Consider the following 26,356-nt stretch of genomic DNA (forward strand, 5'->3'; position numbering starts at 1 on the left):
GGTTGCACCAAATTTGCCTGTGTGCAGTTTGTGAGGCTGCGTCGGGTGGGGCTGTGAGGATCAGGGGAGAACTTTTTTGCCGGATTTATTGGTCCACAGGGACTGTGGGGTTTATCCGCAGGGAAAGTGTAGTTGTACACCTCTCCATCCACAGTTTTATCCACAGCTGCTAGTTCCAAGAATTTTCGCCGCTGCGCGGACTAACCTTCACGCTGCTGCTGCTTGATCTTGTTGGTCAACTCGGTGACCTGGTTGTAGATGGCACGACGTTCTGCCATCAGTTCGCGAATCTTTCTGTCTGCGTGCATGACAGTTGTGTGGTCCCTGCCGCCAAACTCCTGGCCAATCTTGGGCAGGGACATGTCCGTCAGCTCGCGGCACAGGTACATGGCAATCTGTCGTGCAGTTACCAGGGTTCGCGTACGGGATTTGCTGCACAGCTCCTCCAAGGAAATATTGAAGTAGGCCGCCGTCTGTCCAAGAATGGCGGTCGAGGTGATCTCTTGTGCGCCGTCGTCAGTGATGAGGTCCTTCAACACGAGTTCAGCCAAGCCGACGTCGACCGGTTGACGGTTCAAGCTGGCGAAGGCCGTGACACGAATCAACGCACCCTCAAGCTCACGAATATTGGTGGAAATTTTCGAGGCAATGTATTCAAGGGCATCATCCGGGGCGGAAAGGCCTTCCCCGATGGCCTTCTTGCGCAAAATGGCGATGCGCGTCTCGAGCTCGGGAGGTTGCACATCCGTGAGCAAACCCCACTCAAATCGTGAACGCATGCGTTCTTCAAAACCCTGCAGCCGCTTGGGAGGAAGATCGGAGGTGATCACAACCTGCTTGTTGTGGTTGTGAAGAGCATTGAACGTGTGGAAGAACTCTTCTTGGGTGGCGTCCTTGTTTGCCAGGAATTGGATGTCGTCAATGAGCAGGATGTCCACATTGCGGTACAGCTGCTTAAAACTGGCGCCTTCATCATCTCGGATGGAGTTGATGAAATCATTGGTGAACTCTTCAGAATTTACGTAACGCACCCGGATGCCCGTGTACAGGCGGCGGGCATAGTGCCCAATGGCGTGCAGCAGATGGGTTTTACCCAGGCCGGAATCGCCGTAAATGAATAGGGGGTTGTACGCCTTGGCGGGTGCTTCGGCGACAGCCACCGCTGCTGCATGGGCAAAACGGTTGGAGGAGCCAATCACAAAGGAGTCAAAAACGTACTTTGGGTTGAGCCGACCAAACTCGTGGGAAGTGCTGGGCAGCGTCGGCGATGGCTTGGACGGCTGATCGATCCTGTCATTGTGGCTTAGCCGGCCAATACGTTCGTTGCGGTCAATGCGGTCAGCACGTTCTTTGTGGTCGCTACGGTCGCTATGCTCGGCACGCTCACCGCGATCGTTATTGTCGCCACGCTCGGGGCGGACCGTGGCCGGCACAGGCTCTTCTTCCTTGGCCGGGGGCACCAGATCTGCGTTGACGCTGAAGGCGCAGCTGATTTCCTCTGAAAATACTTGGACCAACGCGTCATTCAAAGCCTTGTTGAGCTGATTCTGGAGGACCTCCCGGGTGAGCTCATTGGGAACAGCCACCAAAAGAGTATTTCCAATGAGGCCCTGGGGCTGTGTGAGAACAACGAAACCGCGCTGGCGCGGGGAAACACGCTCATCCTGCTCAAGAATCCTGATGACTCGCCGCCAGGAGCTACCAACGTCATTGAAATCTTCAGCGCTCATTGATCGATCCGTCCTTGTCTTCGGCTGGTTTGCCGAAATGCCTCTGTTTGCGTGCATGCCACATATGACTTCCGCTACACATTGCGGATGTGTTGTGCGCCCGTGTTGATGGGCATCCGATCGGGGTAATCCACAGAGTTATACACATCCGTGGATAACTTGCCACGGGCCAAGCCTAGAGGATGAAAACGTCAGAAGATAGCGAGGGAAACTGCTTGTGGATAAATGTCACAAGCATGCCCGTGCTTGACTGTCGTCCACAGACTTTGACCCCCAGGTTGTACACAGCTGTGGAAGAGTACGGATTGTGCCGTGATCCCTTTCCGTCGGGGAGGCAGTAGTGAAGAAAAGGGACGAACTGCCGTTCTGCACTGGATGTCCCCGTTTGACTGCAGCACCTTGGATGACCTAACGTTGTGAAGTCCCATGTGTCTGCTTTGCGCTCGTGCGTGCACTTCTAGTAATTGGGAAGTGATCCGAGCAGGCATCCATTTACTTAGCGTCGACCCCTTTCTCACCTGTTAGCTACGGGCAAGGCGCATCTTTTATTGTCTTGGAGTAACTACCGTGAGCAAGCGGACTTTTCAGCCGAACAACCGCCGTCGTGCCAAGAAGCACGGCTTCCGTCTGCGCATGCGCACCCGTGCCGGCCGCGCCATCCTGGCAGCACGTCGCACCAAGGGTCGCATAGAGCTGTCGGCCTAAACAAAAACTGCTTGACGATTCGTCGAGCCTTAGTGAAGTAGCGGATGATCGCAGGGTGCTAGCCACCAAGAATAGAATGCGGACTTCCGCCAACTTCTCACATACTGTTCGTTCCGGCGTCCGCAATGGACGCCGGAACTTAGTGTTATATATGGTGTCCACTTCTTCGGATGCACCCAGCCAAATCGGGTTCATCGTGGCGAAGACTGTTGGGAACGCTGTGACCCGCAATCTCGTTAAGAGGAGACTGAGGGAGATTGTTGTCGAAACAGTCAAGCAGCATCCCTATGGGATGAATGTCGTGGTGCGGGCCCTGCCCGTTTCCGCACACGCTTCCTTCAGTGACCTTGTCACGGACTATCGCAAGGCATTTTCCACTGCTTCATCCCGCATGCAGGGAAAAGTGGGAGACTCTTCGCCGCTGACACTGGCACCTGCAGTAGACAAGGTTCGCGTGTCTAAAGGAGATGATGCTTTGTGAGCCCCTCACAAACCCAACGGCGTGCTTCCAAGTGGCTCGCCGCCGTCGCGCGTTTTCTTTGGCATCTTCCCAGCAACATACTTATTATCGTTTTAAAACTGTACCGGCGCGTCATCTCACCCATGTATGGGCAGGTGTGCCGGTTTTTTCCGTCATGTTCGGCTTATGCTTTGGAAGCCGTGACTGTTCACGGCGCTGTCAAGGGCACTTGGATGGCTGCGCGCAGGGTTGTGCGCTGCCATCCCTGGAGCTCGGGAGGCTTGGACCCTGTTCCCACGCCGGCCCACGCTGATTGGGATGATCCATCCACTGTGCCTTTGATTGTCCAGCTGAATCACCCGGATGTATTTCTGGCTAAACAACAGGAAACGCAAAGTCGCGACGCGGCTTGAGGAGATAGATAGAGAAATATGGGCTTCTTCAATACAATTCTGTTCCCCTTCAAGTGGATCGTCTCATGGATCATGGTTACCTTCCATGATGTGCTGAGCTTCCTGGGAATGGATCCCGTTTCCGGCATCACCTGGACACTGTCCATCATCGGACTGGTGCTGGTGATCCGTGCCGCGTTGATTCCTGTTTTTGTGAAGCAGATCAAGGCCCAGCGTGGCATGCAGGCATTGCAGCCGGACATGAAGAAGTTGCAGGCCAAGTACAAGGGCAAGACCGACCAGCTCTCCCGCCAAGCCATGGGCCAGGAACAGATGGCGCTGTACAAGGAACACGGTACCAACCCGTTCTCCGCGTGCCTGCCCATGCTGATTCAGATGCCGTTCTTCTTCTCCCTGTTCCAGGTGCTTTCTGGAGTCTCCAAGGCTGCAAGCAATGGCACCACCATTGGGGCCATGAGTGCTGAGCAGGTCATGCAGTTCGACAACGCCACTATCTTTGGTGCCCAGCTCTCTGACGCGCTCCTGCCCTCATTCCAGGGCGGGAATCTAACTTTCGCCATTGCGACGCTGTCGATTGTCATGATCCTTGCAATGATTGCCTCGCAGTTCATCACGCAGAAGCAGATCATGTCCAAGAACATGTCGGAAGAGGCCATGCAAGGCCCATTCATGAAGCAGCAGAAGATGATGCTGTATGTGCTGCCTTTGGTCTTCGGTATTGGCGGTATCAACTTCCCCATCGGTGTGTTGATCTACTGGACAACTACCAACCTGTGGACCATGGGACAGCAGTTCTTCGTCATTCGACGCATGCCCACGCCGGGATCACCGGCTTATAGGGAATACCAGAAGCGCCGCGAGGCCAAGGGTTTGCCGCTGTTGGGGACTTCCAAGAAGAAGACCGAAGAAGAAGCTGTCGAAGTGATTCCTGAACCCAAGATCCAGCGGGTCCAGCCACAACGTAAGAACAGGAAGAAGAGATAATGTCTGAAGAAACGCAGATTGTCCCTGAGGAAGAAACCGTCCCTGCGGGTACTGGTGTCAGCCGTTTGGAAGAGGAAGGCGACATTGCAGCCGACTACCTTGAAGAGCTTCTGGATATTGCCGATATCGATGGGGATATTGACATTGAAGTGCGAAATGGTCGCACGTACATTTCCATCGTTGCCGACGAGGAATCCGGCTCATTGCAAGGGCTTGTCGGCCAAGATGGTGAAGTTCTCGAAGCACTCCAGGAATTGACGCGCTTGAGCGTCCTCTCTGCCACGGACAGCCGGTCACGGTTGGTGCTGGACATTTCCGGGTACCGTGATCGCCGCAATGTAGAACTGGCCAAGATTGCCCAGGATGCGGCCGAAGAGATCAAGGCTGGGAGCGATTCCGTGGCACTGGATCCCATGGGTGCCTATGAGCGAAAAATTGTTCACGACACGATTGCTGAATTGGGCCTTGAGTCCGAATCGGAGGGTGAAGGCCCCAAGCGTCACATTGTGGTGACAGCCGCCCACTAGGGGCGGCTGCAAAGAGAGTTTCCAAATGGTCCCGGCTACTGCCTGATGGTAGTGGCCGGGAACTGGAGTTTAGAGGACACAAATAGTGGTGGAACTTACTGCGCAAGAAGCCGTTGCTGCGGAGCATATTTTTGGTGATCACCTTGATCTGGCCAAACGCTATGTGGAGCACTTGGCAACGTCGGGAATCGAACGCGGCTTGATTGGCCCGCGGGAAGTTCCTCGTTTGTGGAGTCGGCATGTCCTGAATTGTGCAGTAGTTGCCGAGTTGATTGAAAACGGCGCGAAGGTTGCAGATGTGGGAAGTGGCGCCGGTCTTCCAGGTTTGTGTTTGGCCATTGCTAGGCCTGATCTCTATCTGACCCTCATTGAGCCTTTGGAACGCCGGGTTATCTGGCTGGAAGAAGTGGTCATGGATCTTGGTCTTTCGAATGTGGAGATCATCCGCTCGCGGGCTGAATCGGCCATCGGAAAAGTCGAGTGCAGCGTTGTCACTGCACGCGCAGTTTCTGCTTTGAATACTCTTGCGCCTTTGACCATCCCGCTCTTGGGTGGTGAAGGAGTACTGCTGGCGATCAAGGGCCGCAGTGCCGAGGAAGAGATTGGAAAGGCGGCGAAGACGCTGAAGGAGCTAGGGGGCGTCTCTACCGAGGTGTTGACTGCCGGCCACGGCGTCTTGGAGGAGCCCACAACAGTGGTCCGTGTTCAGGTGAAGCGGCGCTGATCCCCACTGCCGTGGGTCGGAACCGATAGGCTAGAGTTTGGCAACCATCGCCACAGGAAAGTGAGAGTGTCAGCGTGACCAGTAGCGAAGCAGCTTCGCAACGGATCCCTCCGTTCATGACATTGGGGTCGGCACGCTCTAATGTTATAAATCAACCAAAAATGGTTGTTCGATCGAATCAGGAAACGCCTGGTGCTGTTTCACGTGAAACAAAGGACATAACGGTTGGCGCGATGGATGATGATTTCGATGACAACAGCCCCATCGCCAGCCAGCTCGTGAGCGAGACAAGGCGACGCGAAAAACTACTGGGCCGCAGCCTGCCGCGACCGAAGCATACTCGAATTCTAGCTGTGGCGAACCAAAAGGGCGGAGTTGGCAAGACCACGACAACTGTCAACATCGCGGCAGCACTAGCGTCGGCCGGACTCAACGTTTTGGTAATTGACAATGATCCACAGGGTAATGCATCGACAGCTTTGGGTGTACCCCACCATGCGGAAATCGATAGTATCTATGATGTCCTGATCAATGATGTTCCTATGGCGGAAGTTGTGGCGACGTGCCCCGACATCGACAAGTTGTACTGTGTTCCGGCCACAATCCACCTCGCCGGCGCAGAAATTGAACTCGTTTCGCTCGTTGCACGTGAGCAGAGACTTCGACGAGCCATCGATACATACGTGAAATACCGCGAGAACAACAACTTGGAACGCTTGGATTTCATTTTTATTGATTGCCCGCCAAGTCTCGGGCTTCTGACCGTCAACGCGTTCTGCGCCGCCAATGAGGTCATGATCCCCATCCAGTGTGAATACTATGCCTTGGAAGGCTTGAGTCAACTTTTGAAGAACATTGAGATGATTCAAAAGCACTTGAACTCCGACCTTGTGGTTTCTACCATTCTGTTGACTATGTATGACGGCCGAACTAATCTGGCTGCCCATGTTGCTGCGGACGTTAGGGAACACTTTCCCAAACAAGTACTGCGGGCCATGATTCCACGATCTGTGAGAATTTCTGAGGCTCCCAGCTATCAACAGACAGTCATGACGTACGATCGGTCTTCAACGGGTGCTCTGTCATATCTTGAGGCTGCGGCTGAACTCGCAGAGCGACCCCGCACATAGTAGGTAGCGAACAGGCTACTTTGAAGTTTTCAATGAAATTCATCAGATCCCCACGCTGTTGGGGTTCATTCAACGGAGGATGTCTCAATGACTGACAAGCGCAGGGGACTTGGTCGTGGTTTGGGAGCTTTGATTCCCAATTCTTCTGGTGACGAGAGCGGATCATCCCAGCCAACACGCCCAGTGGATTTGTTCTTTCCTGAGCCCAAGGACCGTAATTCCGCTGCGATACCACCAGTGCAGACGACCAAGGCCAAGGCAGCAAAGAAGACTCCTAGCCAGTCAGCACCGGAACTCGTTGAAGTTCCGGGAGCAACGTTTATGGAACTCCCGGTTGGTCAGATTCATCCGAACCGCAAGCAGCCGCGTACTGTCTTCGATGAAGACGACATGGCTGAACTGGTTCATTCAGTCCGTGAAATCGGTGTCCTGCAACCCATTGTTGTACGAAAGTCGACGGAAAAGGGTGACCAGCCCTATGAGTTGGTCATGGGTGAGCGGCGCTGGCGTGCGAGCCAGCGAGCCGGTTTGGAGACTATTCCGGTAATCGTTCGGGAAACAACGGACGATAATCTCCTTAGAGATGCTTTGCTGGAAAATCTGCATAGAAGCCAGCTCAACCCCTTGGAAGAAGCGGCAGCCTATCAGCAACTGCTGGAAGACTTTGGTACTACCCATGAGCAGTTGGCGGACAAGATTGGCCGGTCGAGGCCCCAGGTTTCCAATACACTGCGTTTGTTGAAGCTTCCCCCTGTCGTTCAGCGCCGAGTTGCCGCTGGAGTGCTTTCGGCTGGTCATGCCCGTGCGTTGCTGGCGTTGCCGGAATCCGAGGCTATGGAACTTTTGGCACAGAAGATTGTGGCCGAGGGCATGTCGGTCAGAGCGACCGAGGAAGCCGTTCAGTTGTACCATCCACCTTTGGCTGGACAGAAGCCAGCCACCAAGGCACCGAGCCCCCGTCATGAAAGACTGGATTTTCTTGCCGGCTCTTTGGCTGATCGGTTGGATACAAACGTGAAGATTTCCCTGGGTGCCCGGAAAGGGAAAGTGAGTATCGAGTTCGCGTCTGTGGAGGACTTGAATAGGATCATGGACGTTCTGAGTCCAGGTAGCAGCTAGTTTTAGACATGACTTTCGGCGGTGTTTCACGTGAAACACCGCCGAAATCATTTCTAAGGGTTTCGTCAAGAACAATCCTAAGAGTCTATTTTGGAGACACGAGGTTTTGGGCTCTTCCAGTTAATGGCTCAACCGACGTTTTCATGTGTCACGGAGATGTTTCACGTGAATCGTATGGGCGCTTACGCCGATGGGGCAATTCACCGGAGCTGATAATTGTGAGTCCGGAATAGGCGCAAGTCACTGGTATCGATGTTCTCCTGCACGTTGGATTCAGTCGACTAACGGGGATTGATAGCGACTACCGTCATTCTCTCAGGTGAGTAAGTTGGCCAGTAGAAACGGGAATGCCCCGATTCGGTGTCGCTCTGGCCTCGGAAGCTGAAATGTAGTGATGTGAGGCAGACAATTATTTCAGAAACAACGACGTCTCGCTAGTGCACCCTTCGCTCACTGAATCAGATGGTTCGTTGCTGCCCAGTGGATCTGTCGTAGCAACACTATGGAGTAGTTGTGATCCGTAGGCCAGTTTGCGCTAAAGCTGCCGCATCTGTCCCGATGGTTGGCCTCTAGACGCGAGAAGAGTGAAGCTAATTCCTTATTGAAGGCAACTGGTGCCATCGACAGTGGCGTGCGGGAGAGTATCCGATTCTGTTTCTTGCCATTGCTGCCGCGAACGCGCAACCGGACATGTGGGGTTGCCTGAATCAATGAAACCCAACTCACGTCAACTAAACGACAGCTTTAGCGTTGACAGGTGTTGTCTCACGACATCGCACCGAACATGGGCGGTCCCCAAAGCGTCGAATAATCAGGAGGGGGGTGACGAAACAAGGTCAATGTATTCGGCCTTGAACAAGGAGTGGGGGCAGAGCGCGGGGGAAATATGGGCTGAGTGAGCAGGGGAGCACCCACATCGGGGGTGTGGACGTGCCTCGCAGTGTGCATACTCCAGGAGGGCACTGAAGGTGCTGTGGGCGTCGGGGCAACTGCCCGCGCCTCCATATGTCCCGGATCACCGCCAAAGGCCACGAGAGCACCGCTGAGGACCGTGTATGGTCCTTGCGTGCCATGAGTGTATGTGCGGATGGTCTGCGAAGACGAGTCCGCTTGTCTATGACAAGGACGGCATAGTAGTAGTCCTCATGTGAATGCATGGACCTTGGAGACCATCAATTGCGTGCCGCGTTGGGTGTTGTCCAGCGATGTGACTGAACTGGAGACGCCGGCGAGCTCGCCATGGACGTCGGCAGGAGTATCCAGCATCCCTTGGGCTGGCAGTTCCCGTGCGCCATTCAACCTGTGGTCTCGGAAGCATTCGTCCAAGGACCTGGATTGCAGAGATGGTCGGTGATCAGAATACTAACAGCCGACTCTGAGGCTGGTGCTAGTGAGAGTTGGCGGGTGCTCCGTTGGCACATGGAGCGCTGAAAAGTCAACGCCTCGATCTGGTAGGGGATTGCTCTTCCGTGGTTGACGTATCGATTGAGTAGTCAAGGTGAGGATGTACGTGTTTCGCCTATGCCAATTTAGACTGAGCGCCAAGGCGCTGATAGGAGCAGTACTTGCCAAGGTTGGGGCTGGGCATCAACGCTTGCGCCTATGGATGGGTGAACGTGGTACTTGGCCCGCATTTGGTGACAGGCCAGGGGAACCTCATTTGCCACTGTGCCCTCCTTCGATTGTCGAAACAGTTCTGGACGGTTTTGCAGGTATGAAGTAAAGGGCTATGCCAGTCTGCATCAGTTCCCGAGTTCGCTGGAGGCAGCCGCTGGTACCGGTCCTTGCGGTGTCGCTAAGCATCATTGATGATTCTCCACAGCGTGGCCATGAAGTTGGCTTAGAGCGTTCAGAGCCCACAACTGAGTCTCACGATGTGGTCGAGGTGGGTGCTGGGTAAGAGGGTCTGAGGAAAGGGCGGCACAGCAACACCTCAGCAGACCTGTTTGCGTCAGCAAACCTACGCAAGACTGCAAAGAACGACAATGCGCCCATCACTACATGGAAAACGTTCTTTCTTGCCTGTATCTACCGTAGTAGACCATGGAGTTTCGCTCCCCTCTCATGCCTGACCATGAAGCTGAGTCAGCGTATGACTGGAAATGGTGCGGCTGAATGGCACTCGCTTTTTCCTTTGCAAGGTGATCTAGGCAGATTGTACTCACAATATGGCGTTTCCAGCAGAAACAGGAAGTTCCGTTGACGAAGAGGCGGTCCGTGGTGGTCTCTCTGTTTCACGTGAAACAAACCCCTACACATCTGGTTTCACGTGAAACAGAATTGCCATGCTTACGCCGTGACACACACTCCGCGGTATGTTCTTTAAGAAAAAAGAGGGACTGTTCGCAGGTCTGGCAACCCGTGACTAAGAAAGTTCCCCGAAGGGTCAGTAGGGCGTCAACACACCCCCTTTTTGCTGAGCCCAGGAGCGATGCTTGGGGGGTCCGGACTACGGTGGGTGGCTTCCAGTAGTGTCTGGACAACGCTTTATCGGGGCTTAGGTAGGCCGGAACAAACTACGGCCCGACCAATAATCGTAGCGCTGCCCGAAGTCTGTATGCGGCTGAGAATGAGAGCGGACTCACTAGATTCCCCGGCGTTTACTACGGATCATGTCGTGTAGTGGGAGAGGAGAAAGTCGCATACCCACTGAACTTCATTAAGTATTCTTTCAACTCACCGTGGAACCGGGGTTTCACTGGTGGGTTTCGAGTTCGTCAGAACTCGACTCGTTCTTCCGCCAGCAGGCGTAGGCACGGCTATGTCGATGGAAGATGCTGCTGCGGAGAGCCCCGATGCTAGCGCTGAGTCGCTGGGCGCCAATCTAGGCTCCCTGGGTGAGCGTGGAGTTGCTCAGACGGATGCAGTTCCCTGGGGTCCGTTTGTGCGCATGTTTGGGTGATGTGATGTAGAGGGAAGATGTAGCAGGAACACATGGCTTCGAAGTGAGGATACCCCAGCGTGACGAACTACCTCGTGACAACGTTCTCGGCGTATTCGGCATACACGTTCACCATCATCCATTCTTGGAGAAGGGTAGCGGCAGAATTGATGATGGTCTGAACTGTTCCCGTTAGATCGACGGACCGGGCCACCCTAGCTTCGGATCAGACTCGCATAATAGGGAGTAGCTCATCCACTTTAGGCTAGAACGCAAGAGTCATCCAGATCCTTGGAAAGTATGCGTAACTACTCTGAGGGCGAGAGGTTGCACTCGTGCTTTCAGGTCCTCGTTTGGGGAGCAAACCAAAGAGTCCGAGTATTGCGCCGAGGGCTCGATCGAATTGGGAGACAGGCCCCTTGGAAGATGTTCCATCATCGGTGATGCAGGTTTCAGTCAGCGTGTCAGGACGAGGCATCTGGAGGTTGGGCGGGGCTTCGTAGTGCTCCTCACAGTGGCCAGTCGCGTAAGAGAAATAGCAGAGATTGCGTCTAAGTCTTCACTATGAATGCCAATCGAGGGTCGGATCGCATCGTATGTACTAATGCGGCCTTAGATTTCTTCAAGTACCCCCATCCGTTCTGCACGGGACAAAGCAGTGGGCTTGTACGTGCTTGCAGAGCCCCCAGGGACGGGTAGGACGGAGTTGCGCTTATCAACGACAGGCTTGCCGCCACGAACGCTATGCAGTTTTTCAGAGCCTAGTCCGCGAAGAAATCCAGCGTAACCATCAAGAGTCGTTCGTGGTTCGTAAGGCGCAATCTATGTGGGTTGTGTAGAGATCATGCCCGCATATGTCACCGACGGTGACCACCGAGATGTAGCTGAATAGGTTCCCAAGCCATCAACTCAGTATCTGAGCATGTGGAGCTGTGCCCTTCCAATCTACGTTCTCCTAGGATCTTCTACGCTTGCTCGTGCGCCGAAGTCTCATTGATCTCCAGAATCGTCATGTCTCCGGGAACCTTCCACCGTTTGTTGTATGGGCCGAGATATCCTGGCAAGACCGTTCGCTTTGTGATCCCACTTGAGAACATCCTCATCATCGTCAATCTCGATTAGGTGCTCGGCAGGTAGGTAGCAGTTGTGATGGTCATCGTACACTAGCGGAAACGACCCAGAAGGCACCAGTAGTCGGTCAAAAGTAACCGCATTAGCTTCTCGAATACTTCCCTGAATGAGTGGGCTTTTCGAATAGCTAGAAACGCGTAGACCCGGATAGTTTTTGAATCACGGATTGTCCCCACGTTTGCGGTCAGAGAGGGAAGTTGCTGTTTGTGCGGGTGCGTGTAACCACGACTATGTCCGGAAACTCATGGATTCATCCTGAGTGTTTCTACGGCCAGTTGGCTGTCGTCATGCGCCTTGCCCCTGCTATGAGTGTGTAGAGGAACGATGGTGATTGAGTCCCATGGATTCAACTTCCTAATGGGTATCCAGCGAACAGTTGGCAGAAGTTCAACTTTTGCCAAGACCGTGAGCCAAGGAACGGAGGAACGTGTGCCACGCTTTGATGTGGCACGTCTCATTAATGGGGCTGAGAGGGTCTTCGGGCTGGTGGGAAGTGACCTCCCGGTATTGGGCTATGGTCGCTCTGCCTGTTTCACGTGAAACGGCGAAGGTTTATGGCTAGGTCACGCGGACGGCACAAACTGAGTCTTTGTCGCCAAGGGGCAGGGACTTTAGCTACTTGGGGAGGCCGAGGGTGGGGTTTTCGAGTCCTCGTTGGATGAGGTTGTCCCAGTGCATGGTGTTGAATTCCGGGTCGTCGGGGAAGGTGCCTGGGGGTGGTTCAGGGAGTTGCTGTGCGGTGTGAATTCCTTCGCAGCCGCAGTCGCAGTCGTCTTCGAAGGCGCAGTCTTGGTCGTGTTCTTCGGTGAAGGCGGCGCGTGCCGGGTTGTGCTGGGTGTTCTGCTCGTACTGGGGGTTTTGTGGGTCGGGGCGTGCTGGGTTGAGGTTTTCAGTGAGGCGTTTTTTGAGCCACTTGGGGTAGGCCGGGGCGTGGATTTCGGCTGTTTCGGGCGGGTAGTAGCGTCCGCGGGGCGAGGTCCAGGCCACGCCGTTCTGTGCTGTCATTGACGGGGTCCAGCCGCGCAGGCGTACTGCGGCTCGTTCCGGGCTCTGATCCAGGCGGCAGTCCCCGGTGCGGGTTCTGTCGTCCTTGAAGTGCTTCAGGAGGTGATGGGCGCGGCACAGGATTTCCAGGTTGCCCAGGATCGTGGGGCCACCGTGCTCGAAGGCTTTGACGTGGTCTGTTTGGCAGCTGACGGCGTGGGCGAGGCAGCCGGGGAATTGACAGTATTCATCCCTGATCCCCAGCATCAGGCGCATCGCTTGGGTCAACCGGTACTGCTGCGGGGCTGAATCCAAGGGCGTGTTCGTGACTGGATCGGTCAAGACCCGATAAAAGCAGGAAGCATCTCCGAGGAGTTTCCGGGCGACCTCGATACTGATCGGCCCGGCTCCTTCCATCCAGGCCGGCTCGTTCGTGGCCCCCAACAACGACAAAGCCGGGATCACCACCACCGGCAATACCCTCGGCAATGGAGGCCATGCCACCGAGGAACCGGTTCCGGGCCCAGCTCTGCCCTCAACACCGGTTCCGGGCTTGTGGGGAGCCGGGGTCAGTGTTGGCGGTCTCGCGGTGGGCAGCCATTCAGGATCGTTGCGATGATCGGGGTCCTTGAACGACGGGCTCTGGTAGTCGGGATCGTCAAAGACCGGGACCGCACCCGGTGAAAACTGGTGCCGGTCCGGGTCCGGGTCCGGTATCGGGGCGCCGGCACAGGGATCAGGCTCGACCGGGGCAAAGAACGGCACCAACTCGTGACCGGGAACCGCCACAGCACCCACCCCACCACCACTGCCGCTGTTGTGGCTGGCTGTGTTGGTTCCTGGGGTGGTGGGTGTGGTGCTGGTGGGGGTTGGTGGGGTGTGAATGGCGTTGTGGGCCATGGATTGGTTCAATAGCAAGGCGGCGGCGACATCGGCACGGAGTTGGGTCAGGGTCCTGTCTTCGTGGGGGCCTTGGGCTGCTTGGGCGCTCAGGGTGCATTGGTCCCAGATGCCCTCGATCGTGGGAGACGGGGCGTACAGGCTCAGCCAGGACATCCCGTCGCGGTCCCTGCTGATGCGCATGTGCCGGTCGGCGTAGGCTTTCCGGGTTCGTACGTCCAGTGTTTCGGGATAGGAACGTTCCCGCAACCGCCTGGCTTTTTCCCTGAAGCCCGTCACCGTGCCTTGGGCGGCCTTGCCGAGCAAGATGCGTTCATAGGCGTCGATGAGGTCTTGGGCCACGCCGGCTTCGGCCAGTACGGTGGTTTCCTCGGTGATGATCACCGCGAAGTCCCACCCCAACACCCCGGTGCACAGTGCCTGAAGGGTCGCGGGAAGCCGGCGGACCAGCACGGTGGAGTGTTCCATCAAGCGTGCCGTGGCGCCCGCGGACAACCGCAGTATCCCGGCCAGTTCAGCACGCAGGCTGGCAAAGGACTGCTGGCGCTGCCACGCATCAAAGGACAACAACCCGTCTTCCACCGCGGCCACGGACGCACAGCGCTCGATCAACACCGCGGCCAGCCCGGCACCCCGGTTCTGATGGACCCGCAACGCGTCCACAGCATCGACGCACCCCTCCAACAACAACTGCACCGATTCCAATTGCGACCCACCACCACCCGCAGCACCAGCGGCGGCACCGGGATGGAACTCGCCCGGAGAGGGCAGCGGCGGCAGGGAAGAGAAACCGGCAATGCCCGTGTCCAAGGGTTCAAGGGAGGGAAACACCAGCCCGGCAATCAGCTCCACCACAGTGACTGTGGCGGATGAATCATCCTCTTCCCGAGGGAAATTCACTGAACCGCCCATACCACAAGTATAGATCACTTGTCTGATCCATGCTATAGATTCATCTTAATTCCCAAAGATATATTCTATCTCCAGACTGCCCGCTCATTGCCGGCCGGGTTGTTTATCCCTCGACCAGAACAACGGAGGGTCGGTTCTAGATGCTGATAGTGTCCGCAGCTTTCCGGATCAGCCGGGCGAGAAGGGGCCGTCATTTTGTTGGTTGGATGCTGTCCGGCCCCCCGAAAGATGACATGAGGTGCTGGAACGTTGATCGTCATGCACGCGCAGTGGGCCGTGGTTGCCGCGTCCCGCATGCAGGTCACTTGCTTGTTGTTCGTGACGGGGTGAGTGTCCGTGCGCATGCGATCATGCCACCGCATTTCGAAGCGTGTGCGGCATCCTTGGCGCTGGCGCTCACGGAGGTCAAAGTCCACGGTCAAGCCCCTATGTGAAAGCTGTGCTTACTCGAGGGGAAGTAGTCCTCCCGTGAGGCGTCCTGGTGGAGCCGACGTCCCAGGGAATACGGGCAGTGAACTATGACCACTGATAAGTTCGGTGCGACTCGATACGTAGGACTGTTTCAAATTCGTAGCGACCGGGAACTGCGGAAGATGTTGTTGAAGGACTTTGGCCGGGACTCAACTACTCGCAGTCCTGCCGCACTGGGAGCAGCTCTCGCATTCTTGGAGCTGTGGGACCGCCTGGTCATTTAGTTTCACGTGAAACGAAGACTTGATCTCGACTGCACCATGGATCCCAAAAACATGCTCTGAAGTGATCCTGACTTCGATTTTCTCAGAAGTAACACCCTGAAATAGTTGCTTAGGATCGATCTGGGAGAATCCTCAGCTGATATTAAACAGGTGTGGACCGGACAATGTCCGGTCCACACCCGCTAAATCAATTTGAGCGTCCTACTTGAGGAACTCAGCAAATTCTTTCTCGAAATACTGCTTGGGCCGTGCACCCACGACGGTACCCCGAACTTCACCACCCTGGAAAAGATAGACGGCAGGAATGGAGGTGATTCCATACTTGGCAGAGATAGCCGGGTTGGCATCGACGTCAACCTTGACCACGTCGACCTTGTCGGCGTACTCCACGGAGATCTCGTCGAGGATGGGTCCGAGTTTGCGGCAGGGGCCACACCACTCGGCCCAAAAATCCACGATGACAGGTTTTTCGGAGTTTAAGACATCAGCACTGAATGTTGCATCTGTTGCGCTCTTGGCGTTGCTCATAGTGAACTACTTTCTCTTAGGAATTCTGGTCGGCCAGGAAGTGCTCTACATCCAATGCGGCTACACATCCTGAACCGGCCGCAGTGATGGCCTGGCGGTAGGTCGGGTCCACGACGTCGCCGGCTGCAAAAACGCCGGGCAGGGTGGTCCTTGACGTGCGACCTTCAACGGCAATGGTTCCGGCAGCTGTGAGCTCAAGGACGCCCTTGACCAGATCAACGCGAGGATCGTTGCCTATGGCAACAAATACACCCGTCACGGCAAGCTCGCTCTTCTCGCCGGTGACCAAGTTGTTGAGCCGAATCCCGCTGACCTTTGCATCACCCTCGACGGTCTCGACCTCGCTGTCCCAGATGAACTTGATCTTCGGGTGGTTGAGCGCTCGGTCTGCCATAATCTTGGAGGCACGCAGGGTATCCCTGCGGTGCACCACCGTCACGGACTCGGCAAACTTCGTCAGGAAGATCGCTTCCTCCATGGCCGAATCGCCACCTCCAATGACCGCAATATCGTGGCCCTTGAAGAAAAATCCGTCACACGTGGCACAAGAACTAACGCCGTGGCCCACAAGGCGCTTTTCGCCCTCGACACCCAACTCACGGTAGGCGGAACCGGTGGAAATGATGACGGTTCGGGCCTTGAACTCCTGTCCGTCGGCCAAGGTTACCGTCTTGACGGCACCTTCGAGCTCAACGGAAGTGACGTCGTCGTACATTATTTCGGTGCCGAACCGCTCAGCCTGCTGGCCCAAGTTCTCCATGAGATCGGGACCCATGATGCCCTCCGGGAAACCGGGGAAGTTCTCTACATCGGTGGTGTTCATGAGTTCTCCACCAGCGGTGACAGAACCGGCGATCATCAATGGCTTCAGGTCGGCGCGAGCGGAGTAGATTGCTGCGGTGTATCCTGCCGGGCCCGAACCTATGATGATGACATCACGGACGTCGCTTGCGGGGGTTGCTTGCGTGCTCACGGGTAAGTGTTCCTCTTCCTACATTGAGTGTCCGCGGCGATGCGGCTCGTTTGGACCTTCGCTATCCACAACTGCATCAACTGTGTGGATATTCCTACCACGCGAGCGGGGAGGAATGGTTGGGAGTTACTTGACTACGATTTCGGTGATCTTTAAGCCATAGGGATACGTCACGAAGGGCTGAAGTTTGGGAGCCTGTGTGAAGTTGATGATCACGTATTTGGCCTTGATGCCCGGAGCTGCGGTCAGCGTAAATTCAGGGGCGCTGAAGGATCCGCTGCCGATCTTCGTGGCGCCCTGCAGCTCCGGCTTGGAGTTGGTCAGGATATTGAACTGCCCGCCGGAACCGGCCAACTGACTGATGCTCACTGAGCCGATCGTGGCTTCCTCTTTCAATGCGACGACCAAATCGATGCCTTCGTTGAGATTGGCGAAATCGGCAGCGGAGTATTCCACTGTGGGCCAATAGGTGCCCTTGTTCCCGTCGATGGCGTCCGTCAGACGGGACGTATACCTCTCGGCATAGTTTTGAACGCCAGGGGCGAACGTAGTGATGTCGGTCAGGCCAGTGATTACGGGCGCCACCACTGCCGGTGCGGGTGGGGCATCCGTGGCGGCAGGCTTGTCACTGGCCTGCGGCGACTGGGCGGCGGAGGTCGCCGGACCAGCCTGGTTGTCAGTACCGTTGAACAGTCCACCAATGTGTTGGGTCGCAAAAAAGAGGGCGCCAATGAGCAAGACACCCACGATTGCCCCTGTCAGCCAGCGTCCGCCGGCGCGCGGGGAGTTCTCTTCGTCGTCGTCCAGCAGATCATCCTGCTCCGGGTATTCCTCCTCTTGACTGGAGGCTAGGTTGGAGCCTTCGTCGGCACCGCGCAATTCTGCAGGGAAGATGCCGGGGCGGCGGGCGTCTGCAGTTTCGTCATGGGGGACCTCTTCGTCGAGGCCGTAATCTTCCTCGTCCCACAATGTCACCTTGGATGCAGGAGCTTGCGGCTCGGCTTGTGGTGCCGGAGGCACGACGGCGGCACCCAGGCCGGCATCCGATGTTGCCTGAGCTGGGGTTGCCTGCGCTTGGGTCGCCGGTGCTGGGGCTGCCGGGGCCTGTGTCGGCGGCGTGTACAAGGGCACCGCGCCCTGGCCCACGCGGGGCAGCGGGTGCGCCGGGGTCAGCGGGGAATTGTCGTCATAGATGTAAGGACCACCGACCGGTGCGGCGTCACGGGTCCTGCCAAAAATTTCAGTCCCGAGTGTATCGGTGAAGAACGGCTCCTGGTAGACGTCTTCTTGCGGTTCGGTGGGGACCACCAGGTCGAGCAGGTCTGCGGGGGACGTCCGGGCAGCAATGAGGTACGTGGCATTGTCCTGGACACCAAGGTCCAAGATGGAGACGTTGGAAATCCGCGCTCCGGTGGCAACTTCGCGGGCACTTTGGGTCAAATTAGCCGAATTTTCAACGGCGGAAGCGAGAATGCTGACAGGCCGGTTCAGGACTTGGTCAAGACCGTCCAAAATGACGTCGTTCTCGGCGGAGGCCAAGATGCGGCCGGTCACTTTGTAGCGACCGCCCAGGATGGAGCCCACATCGATGGGTTGTGGCACCAAATCCTCCTCTTACATGCATGGGGGCCCGTGCAGGTCATGCACACGAAGCCATATGTTGACTGATTCTATAGGAAAATGCTGCGAGTTCCATGGTTGCCGCGGCAGCGGTGGAGCACAGCTTCCAAATTGTTGTCCGCGGTGGTCAGGCTGCAGAACTGGCGGTCGTATTTAGCGGATGGGGAGGCGATTGCGGAGTTTTGCCAGCAGAGGATTCAGCAGGGCATCCACCTCCTCAACGCGCAAGCGCTTGAGGATCACGATATAGATGACGGCCATTAGCGTTCCGACGACAGCCAAGGTCAGCGCCGAAGCGGAAATGGACGTCCACATGAACCCTTCGCTTGAGGAACTGCCAAATAGACGCAGTATCAGCTCCCCGACCACTCCGGCGACCAGGGCTGCCACAAGGAAGCGCATGTGTGCGCGCAGGATCAGCCCGCCGCCATAGTTTCCAAGCTTACGCTTCAGGAAAAAGTGGCTGACGATGGGGGCCACAACGTTGCTAAGGGTGTAGCTGGCCGCCAGGCCGTAAATGATCCATTCCTGGGGCAGCAGGCTTGCGAGCAGGGCTGTGGTGAGACCCAGCCCCACCATGATGCACTGGATGACGAACGGCGTGCGGGCATCTTCCTGTGCGTAGAAGACCCTGTTGAGGATGAAGTTGATGCTGAAGAAAGGTGCCCCGACAGCCAGAATTGCCAGCGTGATTGCCACATGACGTCCCACTGTTTCCTGATTGCCGCTAAAGAGCATTCCCAAGGGACCTGAAAGCACCACGAGGGCGACCGCGGCAAACACTGTGGCCATGCCTGTGGTGCGCAAGGCACCCGCCAGCGAGATGCGCAGGCCGGACATGTCCTTGCTTGCTGCCGCATGGGCCATGGCCGTAAACATCACCGTGGCAATGGACAGGGCGATAATCGAGTGGGGCATGATGTACAACTCGGTTGCCCGGTTCAAAACGTAAACGTCAGGTATTCCCGGGTCCCCGCCTGAGCTGCCGCCGAGAGGAATGGTGGAAACGCGCAGGATGACAAGGAAAGTCAGGTTGCCAATGATCATGGTGCCCATGGTCCAGCCGGCAACCTTGACGGTGGCCCCCAACCCGGTGCCCTTCAATCCGAACTTGGGCCGCAGGTTCAGGCCGAGCCGGTGGACGGGAATGATGAGCGCGGCCGATTGCGCCACAATGCCCAACGTGGCGGTGCCAGCCAGCATCCAGGTCTGACCGGTAGTCCAATTCTCCACCGTGTGGGGGTTGGAGACGGCACTGCCGGAAATGACAATGAACACCAGCAGCCCGGCAATGGCCACCACGTTGTTGACGACTGGTGCCCATGCGTAGGCCCTGAAGGCATTGTGGGCGTTGAGGACCTGGCCCAATAACGAAAACAGCCCGTAGAAGAAGATCTGCGGCAACAGGAACAAGCCAAAAGTGATGGACAGCTGCAATTCGCTTCCACTGAAGGAGGTGAAAAGCCCCAAGATCGGCCCCACCAGCAGCATCACTATGGCGGTGATCACCAGCAGGCCCACAACACCCAGGGTCAGCAGCCGCGAGATGAAGTCGGTGCCCTTGTCCGGCTGTTTGCTGGCCTTGGCGATCTGCGGGATCAGCACGGCATTGAACACGCCGCCGGCAAGGAGCAGGAAAATCAGGTTCGGAAGGTAGTTGGAGCCCTCAAAGATCGTGGCGATGGCAGTGCCTGCAATGGCAATGCCGAGCACCATGGCCTTGATGAAGCCTAGGATGCGCGACGCCAGGGTGCCTATGGCCATGGTTGCGCTGGACCGGGCACTGCTCGGTACCGGTGTGCCGGGTTTGGGAACGGTGGATCCCGTTCCACCCGGCACGGGTGCGCCGGGGTCCAATGCGACGGAGCCAGCTACGGCCGACGGCGTTTGGCCGCGGCTCGAGGCGACGGTCACGGGGTGCGCCTTGGTACTGGGGGGCGGGGCAGCCAGGCGCGGGGCTGCAGCGGGTTTCGGCGGGATGCGGAGCCGTTCATCGTTAGACATTGTGTCCCATCATCTCACTGCTGTCTTGGTGGCTGCTGGCAATGGAACGCAACGGCAGACAAGGGAAGTTGCTAGAAGTGTTCCGGCAGCAAGTCCCGCGCGAGGTCGCTGATGCGTCGCTCGTTGGGGAAGGAAAGCTTCTTTGCCAGTACGTCGATGGGCACCCAGGCGACGTCGACTGCTTCATGGTCTGGATCGTTTTCAATGGTGAGGAAACCGCCGGTGGCGCACAGCAGGAAGTGGTGAACTGTCTTATGGACCCGGTGGCCGCTGACGGTAAACCAGTAGTCAATGCTGCCCAAGGGGGCCAACACGTCTCCGGCGATGCCGGTTTCTTCCTCAATCTCACGCACGGCGGCTTCGGCATGGGTTTCCACGCCTTCGGGGTGGCCTTTCGGCAGGCACCACTCAAGCCGACCACCGCGATTGATGCGGGCGATGATCGCAACCCGGGGTCCGTCGTCGTGCATTTCAACAACCACGCCGCCGGCGGAGATTTCCTCCACGGTGGGCAGCTGGCTTGGCGCACTGGGTGCTGCGGGCACGGTCGAGCGCCCCATTGCCGACGGCAACGGGTTCTTCTTCGGCGCGCGGGGCACGGGGTGAACCATGAAGTCCACTCTAGCTATCTTTGCCCAGGGATGATGACAGGGCGAAGCGTAGTTTTGGGGGTGTCACCGCGTGCGTCGCCGGCGGGGCACGCGTGCAGCTGCAAAAGTCTGGCATTGTTAAGGAACCATGGATTTAGTGCCCGATACTTCAAAATTTGACCCAGTGGTTCTCGAACTGGGGCGGCTCTTTGCCGACGCCGGCTACGAACTTTCCCTTGTCGGCGGGCCTGTCCGTGACTTGTTCCTGGGCCGTGCTTCCCCGGACTTGGACTTCACCACGAATGCCACCCCTGATGAAATTCTGTCAGTGGCAAAGAAGTGGGCGGATTCGCATTGGGAGATGGGCCGGGATTTTGGCACCATTGGCTTCCGCAAGCGCAACCGCAACAAAGAGGTGATGCTCATTGAGGTCACCACCTACCGGGCGGAGGCGTACGACCCCGAGTCGCGCAAGCCCGTGGTGGCCTTTGGCACCTCCCTTGTCGATGATTTGCAGCGGCGCGACTTCAGCGTCAATGCCATGGCCCTGCGACTGCCCGGCATGGAACTTGTCGACCCCTTTGGCGGGGCCAAGGACCTGGCTGCCGGGTTGTTGCGCACCCCCGGCACGGCCGAGGATTCCTTCTCGGACGACCCCCTGCGGATGATGCGCGCAGCCCGGTTTGCCTCCCAGCTCGGTTTTGCGCTGGCCCCGGACGTCGTTGCCGCCATGACCGACATGGCGGAACGGATCAGCATTATTTCCGCAGAGCGTGTCCGCGATGAACTCGTGAAGCTGATTTGCGGGCCGCATCCGCGCGCCGGTGTGGACATTCTTGTGGATTCGGGCCTGGCCGCGTTGGTGCTGCCGGAAATCCCAGCGCTGAAGCTGGAAACGGATGAACACCACCGCCACAAGGACGTCTACCAACACTCCCTGCAAGTCTTGGAACAGGCGGCGGAGCTCGAGAGCGGGCCGGATGGTCCTGTTCCCGGCCCCGACTTTGTGTTGCGTTTTGCGGCGCTGATGCACGACGTCGGGAAGCCCAAGACCCGCCGTTTTGAACCCGGCGGCGCGGTCAGCTTCAGGCACCACGACTTGGCCGGGGCGAAGCTGACGGCCAAGCGGATGAAGGCCCTGCGCTTTGACAACGAATCCATCAAGGCCGTTTCACGACTGGTTGAACTGCACATGCGTTTTTACGGGTATGGCGAAGCTGGCTGGAGCGATTCGGCCGTGCGCCGCTACGTGACCGACGCCGGAGACCTCCTGCAGCGTTTGCACCGGCTGACCCGCTCCGACGTCACCACCCGCAACCAACGCAAGGCCGAGCGGCTCGCCTTCGCCTATGACGACCTTGAACAGCGCATTGCCGTGCTGGCTGAGCAGGAAGAGCTCGATTCCATCCGCCCGGACCTTGACGGCGAAGCCATCATGACCCTGCTGGGGATCAAGCCGAGCCGCGTCGTGGGACGCGCCTACAACTTCCTGCTTGAACTGCGCATGGAGCACGGGCCCCTTGGTGCGGGGAAGGCGGAAGTTGAATTGCTGAAATGGTGGGCCGAGCAGCCCGAGGCGCAGCCGGAGCCCGAGCCCGAGGGGCCACCTGCTGCTGTTGCCAGCGCGGCCACTGAAGAATAAGTTGCTGAGGACCAAGTTGGAGTCCAAACCCACCCGGGAAACATTCGTTGATTGGAATATAATACCGTGAGCCAGAGCCAGACAGAGAACACCCCGGCCCCACCTGTCCCGGGCGGGCCCAAGCTTTGGCTGCTGCGCCATGGTGAGACCGAGTGGTCCCGCAGCGGCCAATACACGGGCCTGACGGACATGCCGTTGACCGAGGCCGGGGAAGCACAGGCCCGCTCGGCACAGGCTGCCGTGTCCGACGTCGACTTTGACCTGGTCCTGACGTCGCCGCTGCAGCGTGCCCACCTAACGGCGACGCTGGCGGGCTTTCCAGCGGCTGAAGTGGAGCCCAACGCCGTGGAATGGGACTACGGCGATTACGAGGGCATCAACAGCGCCGTGGTTCGGGCGGAAAACCCCGGGTACTTGATCTGGGACAATGGCGTGCCCAACGGCGAGACGTTGGAAGAGGTCGCGGCGCGTGCCGACAGGATCGTTGCCCGCGTGCGCGCCGTGCAGCGCGCCGACGGTACACCAGCGAACATCTTGTTGGTGGCCCACGGCCACTTCCTTCGCATCCTCACCGCCCGCTGGCTGGGACTGCCGGCAGGTGAAGGCCGCCACTTCGTCTTGGGCACCGCCAAGGTTTGCACGTTGGGATGGGACAAGAAGACTCCGGCTGTCGAACAGTGGGGCCTGTAGCGTCCATGTGATGCAATCAGGCTGGCGGGTGGTGAACCGGTAAGCTCGTGGGCATGCAGGAAACTCACGCTACGGGGACTTCGACCCGGCATCTCATTGTTGTGCCCTCACGCAGCGATCCGCTTTTGCGCAGCATGACGGAGCCGGTGGGCGGCCCGTTGGGAAAACGGGCAGCGCCCGGGGCGGTGAACCCCGGATTCTTCACTGTGGAACGAGTGCTGGTTTTGATGACGGCGGTGTCGGCGATTATCGCCATCATGACAAAGTCCCATTGCCGCACCTCGGGCTGGGCCACTCCCGACCAGCAGTCAACTGTGTGCTGGTCGGAGTTCCCCAACTCGTTCGTGGACGACAAACTGGGCACCCTGTTCCCGTTCTTGAGCCAGGGTTCCCCCTTTGAGCACTCGGTGGTGGCCGGCTGGGTGGCTGGCATCACCGCCGCGCTGACCAGTGGATCCGGCGACGGCGCCCTGCGCCAGCTAGCATTCTTCGACTTGAACGCGGCCCTGATTGCCGTCGTTTGGATCTTGACCGTCATCGTTGTCGCCCGCACGGCCGGGCGCCGCATCTGGGATGCCGCACTCGTGGCCGCCAGCCCCCTGTTGATGCTCGTGGCCTATGTCAGTTGGGACTTCTGGGCTGCCGCCCTGGTGAGCCTGGCCCTGTACTTTTTTGCCCGCCGCCGGACACTTTGGGCAGGTGCAGTGCTGGGTGTTGCCAGCATGGCCGCACCCTACCCGGTCCTTGTCCTGCTGGCGTTGGTCTTCTTGGGGATTAGGGCCCGCCGGGTCACTAAAATGCTTGAAATGTTCGGAGCCGCCTTGATTGCGTGGCTGCTGGTCCTGGCACCGGTGATGGCCGTGAACCCGAGCGCTTTCCCCGCCCATGTGACGGATTTGCTGGCCGCCGAACCGTCGGAGTCCTCCTTGTATGGCGGATGGAATCTTGTGGCCGAGCGAATGGGCTGGCCCGCCTTGGACGCCTCCGCGAGCAATGCGGCCGCAGCAATTCTGTTGGCTGTTTTGCTGCTGGGCATTGCCGCCCTGGCCCTGTATGCGCCTCGCCGCCCGCGCGTGGCGCAGCTGGTCTTCGTGGCTGTTGCAGGGTTTGTGGTGCTTGGCAAAAACACCGAACCGTGGCATGCCGTCTGGCTGCTACCGTTGCTCGCCTTGGCCTTGCCCCGCTGGCGACCCGTGCTCCTATGGCAGGCCGCCGTGATTGCGCACTTTATCGCCTTGATGCTTTTCCGCAGCAAGGTATTGGGTGGCATCAGCAACCAGCATGCCATTGACACCCCGTATTTCATGCTGGCCGCCATGACAGCAGGCGCGGCGACCTGCGTGCTGATTGCGTTGACAGTGCGCGAGATGTTCAAACCTGGACTCGATGTGGTGCGCCGCGGAAGCGTTGAGGACCCGCAGGGCGGTGATTTGCTGGGACCGCCGGCAGACCCCCGTATCGCGCTCCTTGATGAAGCTGCGTCCTCGGGCAAAGCGGCGGCACCCGGCGGCGAAGCGGGCGGGGACCACGTGAAGACCGTGATCGAGAATTAGCATGAGCGATGTTGCTGTTGTTGGTTCCGGACCCAATGGCCTGTCTGCCGCCGTCACCATGGCGCGAGCGGGCCTTTCGGTGCACGTTTTTGAAGCCGCAGACTCGATTGGCGGGGGGACCCGAACGGCGGAACTGACCCTGCCGGGATATCGCCACGACGTCTGTGCTGCCGTGCATCCGATGGCGCTAGCCTCACCATTTTTCAAGGCCTTTGAGCTGGACCGCAGGATTGAGCTGCTGGTGCCGGAGGTTTCCTACGGGCACCCGCTCGACGGAGGACGGGCCGGGATCGCTTATCGGGATCTGGACCGCACGGTGGCCGGGCTCGGTGTCGACGGCCGCGCTTGGCGCGCCCTGATGGAACCGTTGCTGCGCCGGCTCGAGGGGGTGGTTGACTTCACGCAGGGCGGGCTGCTGCGCATCCCGCAAGACCCTTTGGCAGTCCTGCGCTACGCCTTGCGGACACTTGCGCAGGGAACGCCCGCCTGGAACCTTGGTTTCAAGGGGGAGGTTGCCCCTGCCATGCTGACAGGCGTGGGCGCGCACGCCATTGGACGCCTGCCCTCGCTGGCCACCTCGGGGGCAGGACTGCTGCTGGGCGTGCTGGCCCATGCACAAGGCTGGCCCGTGCCGAGAGGCGGCTCCCAAGCGATTGCCCAGGCCCTTGCCGATGATCTCACGGCCCATGGCGGGCGGATTGAAGTGGGGCAGCGCATAGAGAGCATCGCGGAGCTGAAGGCAGCGACGGGCGCCAAGGCCGTCATTTGCAATACAACGCCGCGGGCCCTGGCGGGGATGGCAAAAAATGAATTACCAACTCGATATATACGCAAACTGGAATCCTTTAAGTACGGTGCCGGCGTCTGCAAGGTTGACTTTGCGCTGTCAGGCCCTGTGCCATGGACGGCAGCTGAACTGGCCAACGCGCCGACCTTGCACTTGGGCGGTTCGAGGAAGTCCATAGCTTTTGCCGAAGGTGAGGTGCTCGCCGGACGGCACCCGAAGAATCCCTACGTGCTGGCAGTGCAGGCCGGCGTGGTTGACGGAAGCCGTGCCCCGGCAGGACACCACACGTTGTGGGCCTATACCCATGTCCCGGCAGGTTCAACACGGGACTGCACCGAGGACATTGTCCGCTCGGTGGAGCGTCATGCGCCGGGTTTCCGGGACCTGATCCTGGCCAGCAGTGCACAAACCGCCCGCGACGTGGGTGATTACAACGCCAACTACATTGACGGGGACATCAGCTCAGGCGCCGTCACGCTGATGCAATTGCTCAAGCGGCCTGTCATTGCCACCGATCCGTGGCGGACCCCTTCACAGGGGCTCTATTTGGGCTCTGCCTCAACCCCGCCTGGACCCGCTGTGCATGGCATGGGGGGCTGGCTTGCTGCCCGATCGGCGTTGAAAAACACCTTCGGCCTGCCCGCGCCGTACCTTGGTTTGTGACTGCTTGGTTT

20 protein-coding genes are annotated in these 26,356 nt (G+C 58.1%); 13 read left to right on the forward strand and 7 right to left on the reverse strand.

Annotation, left to right across the window (positions count from 1 at the left end; all coding sequences use genetic code 11):
• Positions 1–200 precede the first annotated feature (200 nt).
• Positions 201–1,730, reverse strand: a complete 1,530-nt coding sequence (gene dnaA / locus QMG25_RS02250; RefSeq protein WP_283456899.1) for a chromosomal replication initiator protein DnaA — start codon at positions 1,728–1,730, stop codon at positions 201–203.
• Between the two features lie 567 nt (positions 1,731–2,297).
• Here dnaA and rpmH point away from each other — a divergent pair.
• The 8 genes from rpmH (at position 2,298) to QMG25_RS02290 (ending at position 7,792) form a co-directional block, all read left to right on the forward strand.
• Positions 2,298–2,435, forward strand: coding sequence for a 50S ribosomal protein L34 (gene rpmH / locus QMG25_RS02255; RefSeq protein WP_283456901.1), 138 nt, complete (start codon positions 2,298–2,300; stop codon positions 2,433–2,435).
• 55 nt (positions 2,436–2,490) lie between these two features.
• Positions 2,491–2,916, forward strand: coding sequence for a ribonuclease P protein component (gene rnpA / locus QMG25_RS02260; RefSeq protein ID WP_283456903.1), 426 nt, complete (start codon positions 2,491–2,493; stop codon positions 2,914–2,916).
• Positions 2,913–3,308: a membrane protein insertion efficiency factor YidD gene (gene yidD, locus QMG25_RS02265; RefSeq protein WP_283456905.1), complete on the forward strand. Its 396-nt coding sequence runs from the start codon at positions 2,913–2,915 to the stop codon at positions 3,306–3,308. Before rnpA ends, yidD begins: the two co-directional genes overlap by 4 nt.
• Before the next feature lie 18 nt (positions 3,309–3,326).
• Positions 3,327–4,292, forward strand: coding sequence for a membrane protein insertase YidC (gene yidC, locus QMG25_RS02270; protein WP_283456907.1), 966 nt, complete (start codon positions 3,327–3,329; stop codon positions 4,290–4,292).
• Positions 4,292–4,819, forward strand: a complete 528-nt coding sequence (locus tag QMG25_RS02275) for a Jag family protein (RefSeq protein WP_283456908.1) — start codon at positions 4,292–4,294, stop codon at positions 4,817–4,819. Before yidC ends, QMG25_RS02275 begins: the two co-directional genes overlap by 1 nt.
• Positions 4,820–4,904: 85 nt before the next feature.
• Positions 4,905–5,543 (forward strand): 16S rRNA (guanine(527)-N(7))-methyltransferase RsmG, encoded by a 639-nt coding sequence (gene rsmG / locus QMG25_RS02280; protein WP_283456911.1) that lies wholly within the window; start codon positions 4,905–4,907, stop codon positions 5,541–5,543.
• A gap of 74 nt (positions 5,544–5,617) precedes the next feature.
• Complete coding sequence (locus QMG25_RS02285; protein WP_283456913.1) at positions 5,618–6,673, forward strand: ParA family protein; 1,056 nt, start codon at positions 5,618–5,620, stop codon at positions 6,671–6,673.
• An 87-nt stretch (positions 6,674–6,760) separates the two neighbouring features.
• Positions 6,761–7,792, forward strand: coding sequence for a ParB/RepB/Spo0J family partition protein (locus QMG25_RS02290; protein ID WP_283456915.1), 1,032 nt, complete (start codon positions 6,761–6,763; stop codon positions 7,790–7,792).
• A gap of 4,627 nt (positions 7,793–12,419) precedes the next feature.
• Here QMG25_RS02290 and QMG25_RS02295 read toward each other — a convergent pair.
• Positions 12,420–14,600: an HNH endonuclease signature motif containing protein gene (locus QMG25_RS02295; RefSeq protein WP_283456916.1), complete on the reverse strand. Its 2,181-nt coding sequence runs from the start codon at positions 14,598–14,600 to the stop codon at positions 12,420–12,422.
• Between the two features lie 518 nt (positions 14,601–15,118).
• Between QMG25_RS02295 and QMG25_RS02300 the strand changes: the two genes are divergently transcribed.
• On the forward strand, positions 15,119–15,295 hold the full coding sequence (locus tag QMG25_RS02300) for a hypothetical protein (RefSeq protein WP_283456917.1): 177 nt from the start codon (positions 15,119–15,121) through the stop codon (positions 15,293–15,295).
• A gap of 201 nt (positions 15,296–15,496) precedes the next feature.
• On the opposite strand, the gene trxA is transcribed toward QMG25_RS02300, so the two are convergent.
• The 5 genes from trxA to QMG25_RS02325 form a co-directional block, all read right to left on the reverse strand.
• Entirely contained in the window at positions 15,497–15,823 is a 327-nt protein-coding gene (trxA, locus tag QMG25_RS02305) for a thioredoxin (RefSeq protein WP_283456918.1), read from the reverse strand.
• 16 nt (positions 15,824–15,839) lie between these two features.
• Positions 15,840–16,796 carry a thioredoxin-disulfide reductase gene (trxB, locus tag QMG25_RS02310; protein ID WP_283456920.1) on the reverse strand — a complete coding sequence of 319 codons (957 nt, stop codon included), beginning with the start codon at positions 16,794–16,796 and terminating at the stop codon, positions 15,840–15,842.
• Between the two features lie 126 nt (positions 16,797–16,922).
• Positions 16,923–18,398 carry a hypothetical protein gene (locus tag QMG25_RS02315; RefSeq protein ID WP_283456921.1) on the reverse strand — a complete coding sequence of 492 codons (1,476 nt, stop codon included), beginning with the start codon at positions 18,396–18,398 and terminating at the stop codon, positions 16,923–16,925.
• Between the two features lie 171 nt (positions 18,399–18,569).
• Positions 18,570–20,420, reverse strand: coding sequence for a murein biosynthesis integral membrane protein MurJ (murJ, locus tag QMG25_RS02320; RefSeq protein WP_283456923.1), 1,851 nt, complete (start codon positions 20,418–20,420; stop codon positions 18,570–18,572).
• A 71-nt stretch (positions 20,421–20,491) separates the two neighbouring features.
• Complete coding sequence (locus tag QMG25_RS02325; RefSeq protein ID WP_283456925.1) at positions 20,492–21,031, reverse strand: NUDIX hydrolase; 540 nt, start codon at positions 21,029–21,031, stop codon at positions 20,492–20,494.
• A 127-nt stretch (positions 21,032–21,158) separates the two neighbouring features.
• Between QMG25_RS02325 and QMG25_RS02330 the strand changes: the two genes are divergently transcribed.
• The 4 genes from QMG25_RS02330 (at position 21,159) to QMG25_RS02345 (ending at position 26,345) form a co-directional block, all read left to right on the forward strand.
• Positions 21,159–22,652, forward strand: a complete 1,494-nt coding sequence (locus QMG25_RS02330; RefSeq protein ID WP_283456927.1) for a CCA tRNA nucleotidyltransferase — start codon at positions 21,159–21,161, stop codon at positions 22,650–22,652.
• A gap of 66 nt (positions 22,653–22,718) precedes the next feature.
• Positions 22,719–23,342 carry a histidine phosphatase family protein gene (locus QMG25_RS02335; protein ID WP_283456929.1) on the forward strand — a complete coding sequence of 208 codons (624 nt, stop codon included), beginning with the start codon at positions 22,719–22,721 and terminating at the stop codon, positions 23,340–23,342.
• Between the two features lie 53 nt (positions 23,343–23,395).
• Positions 23,396–24,895, forward strand: a complete 1,500-nt coding sequence (locus QMG25_RS02340) for a glycosyltransferase 87 family protein (protein WP_283456931.1) — start codon at positions 23,396–23,398, stop codon at positions 24,893–24,895.
• A 1-nt stretch (position 24,896) separates the two neighbouring features.
• Positions 24,897–26,345 carry a phytoene desaturase family protein gene (locus tag QMG25_RS02345; RefSeq protein WP_283456933.1) on the forward strand — a complete coding sequence of 483 codons (1,449 nt, stop codon included), beginning with the start codon at positions 24,897–24,899 and terminating at the stop codon, positions 26,343–26,345.
• Positions 26,346–26,356 lie beyond the last annotated feature (11 nt).

This window comes from Arthrobacter sp. H35-D1 (assembly GCF_030063185.1).
Classification (GTDB): Bacteria; Actinomycetota; Actinomycetes; order Actinomycetales; family Micrococcaceae; genus Specibacter.

Coding starts and splice junctions, on each gene's coding strand:
- QMG25_RS02325 (WP_283456925.1), bottom strand. CDS start 21,031: ATGGTTCACCCCGTGCCCCGCGCGCCGAAGAAGAACCCGTTGCCGTCG.
- QMG25_RS02345 (WP_283456933.1), top strand. CDS start 24,897: ATGAGCGATGTTGCTGTTGTTGGTTCCGGACCCAATGGCCTGTCTGCC.
- yidC (WP_283456907.1), top strand. CDS start 3,327: ATGGGCTTCTTCAATACAATTCTGTTCCCCTTCAAGTGGATCGTCTCA.
- dnaA (WP_283456899.1), bottom strand. CDS start 1,730: ATGAGCGCTGAAGATTTCAATGACGTTGGTAGCTCCTGGCGGCGAGTC.
- QMG25_RS02290 (WP_283456915.1), top strand. CDS start 6,761: ATGACTGACAAGCGCAGGGGACTTGGTCGTGGTTTGGGAGCTTTGATT.
- QMG25_RS02300 (WP_283456917.1), top strand. CDS start 15,119: ATGACCACTGATAAGTTCGGTGCGACTCGATACGTAGGACTGTTTCAA.
- trxA (WP_283456918.1), bottom strand. CDS start 15,823: ATGAGCAACGCCAAGAGCGCAACAGATGCAACATTCAGTGCTGATGTC.
- QMG25_RS02295 (WP_283456916.1), bottom strand. CDS start 14,600: ATGGGCGGTTCAGTGAATTTCCCTCGGGAAGAGGATGATTCATCCGCC.
- QMG25_RS02340 (WP_283456931.1), top strand. CDS start 23,396: ATGCAGGAAACTCACGCTACGGGGACTTCGACCCGGCATCTCATTGTT.
- murJ (WP_283456923.1), bottom strand. CDS start 20,420: ATGTCTAACGATGAACGGCTCCGCATCCCGCCGAAACCCGCTGCAGCC.
- QMG25_RS02275 (WP_283456908.1), top strand. CDS start 4,292: ATGTCTGAAGAAACGCAGATTGTCCCTGAGGAAGAAACCGTCCCTGCG.
- QMG25_RS02330 (WP_283456927.1), top strand. CDS start 21,159: ATGGATTTAGTGCCCGATACTTCAAAATTTGACCCAGTGGTTCTCGAA.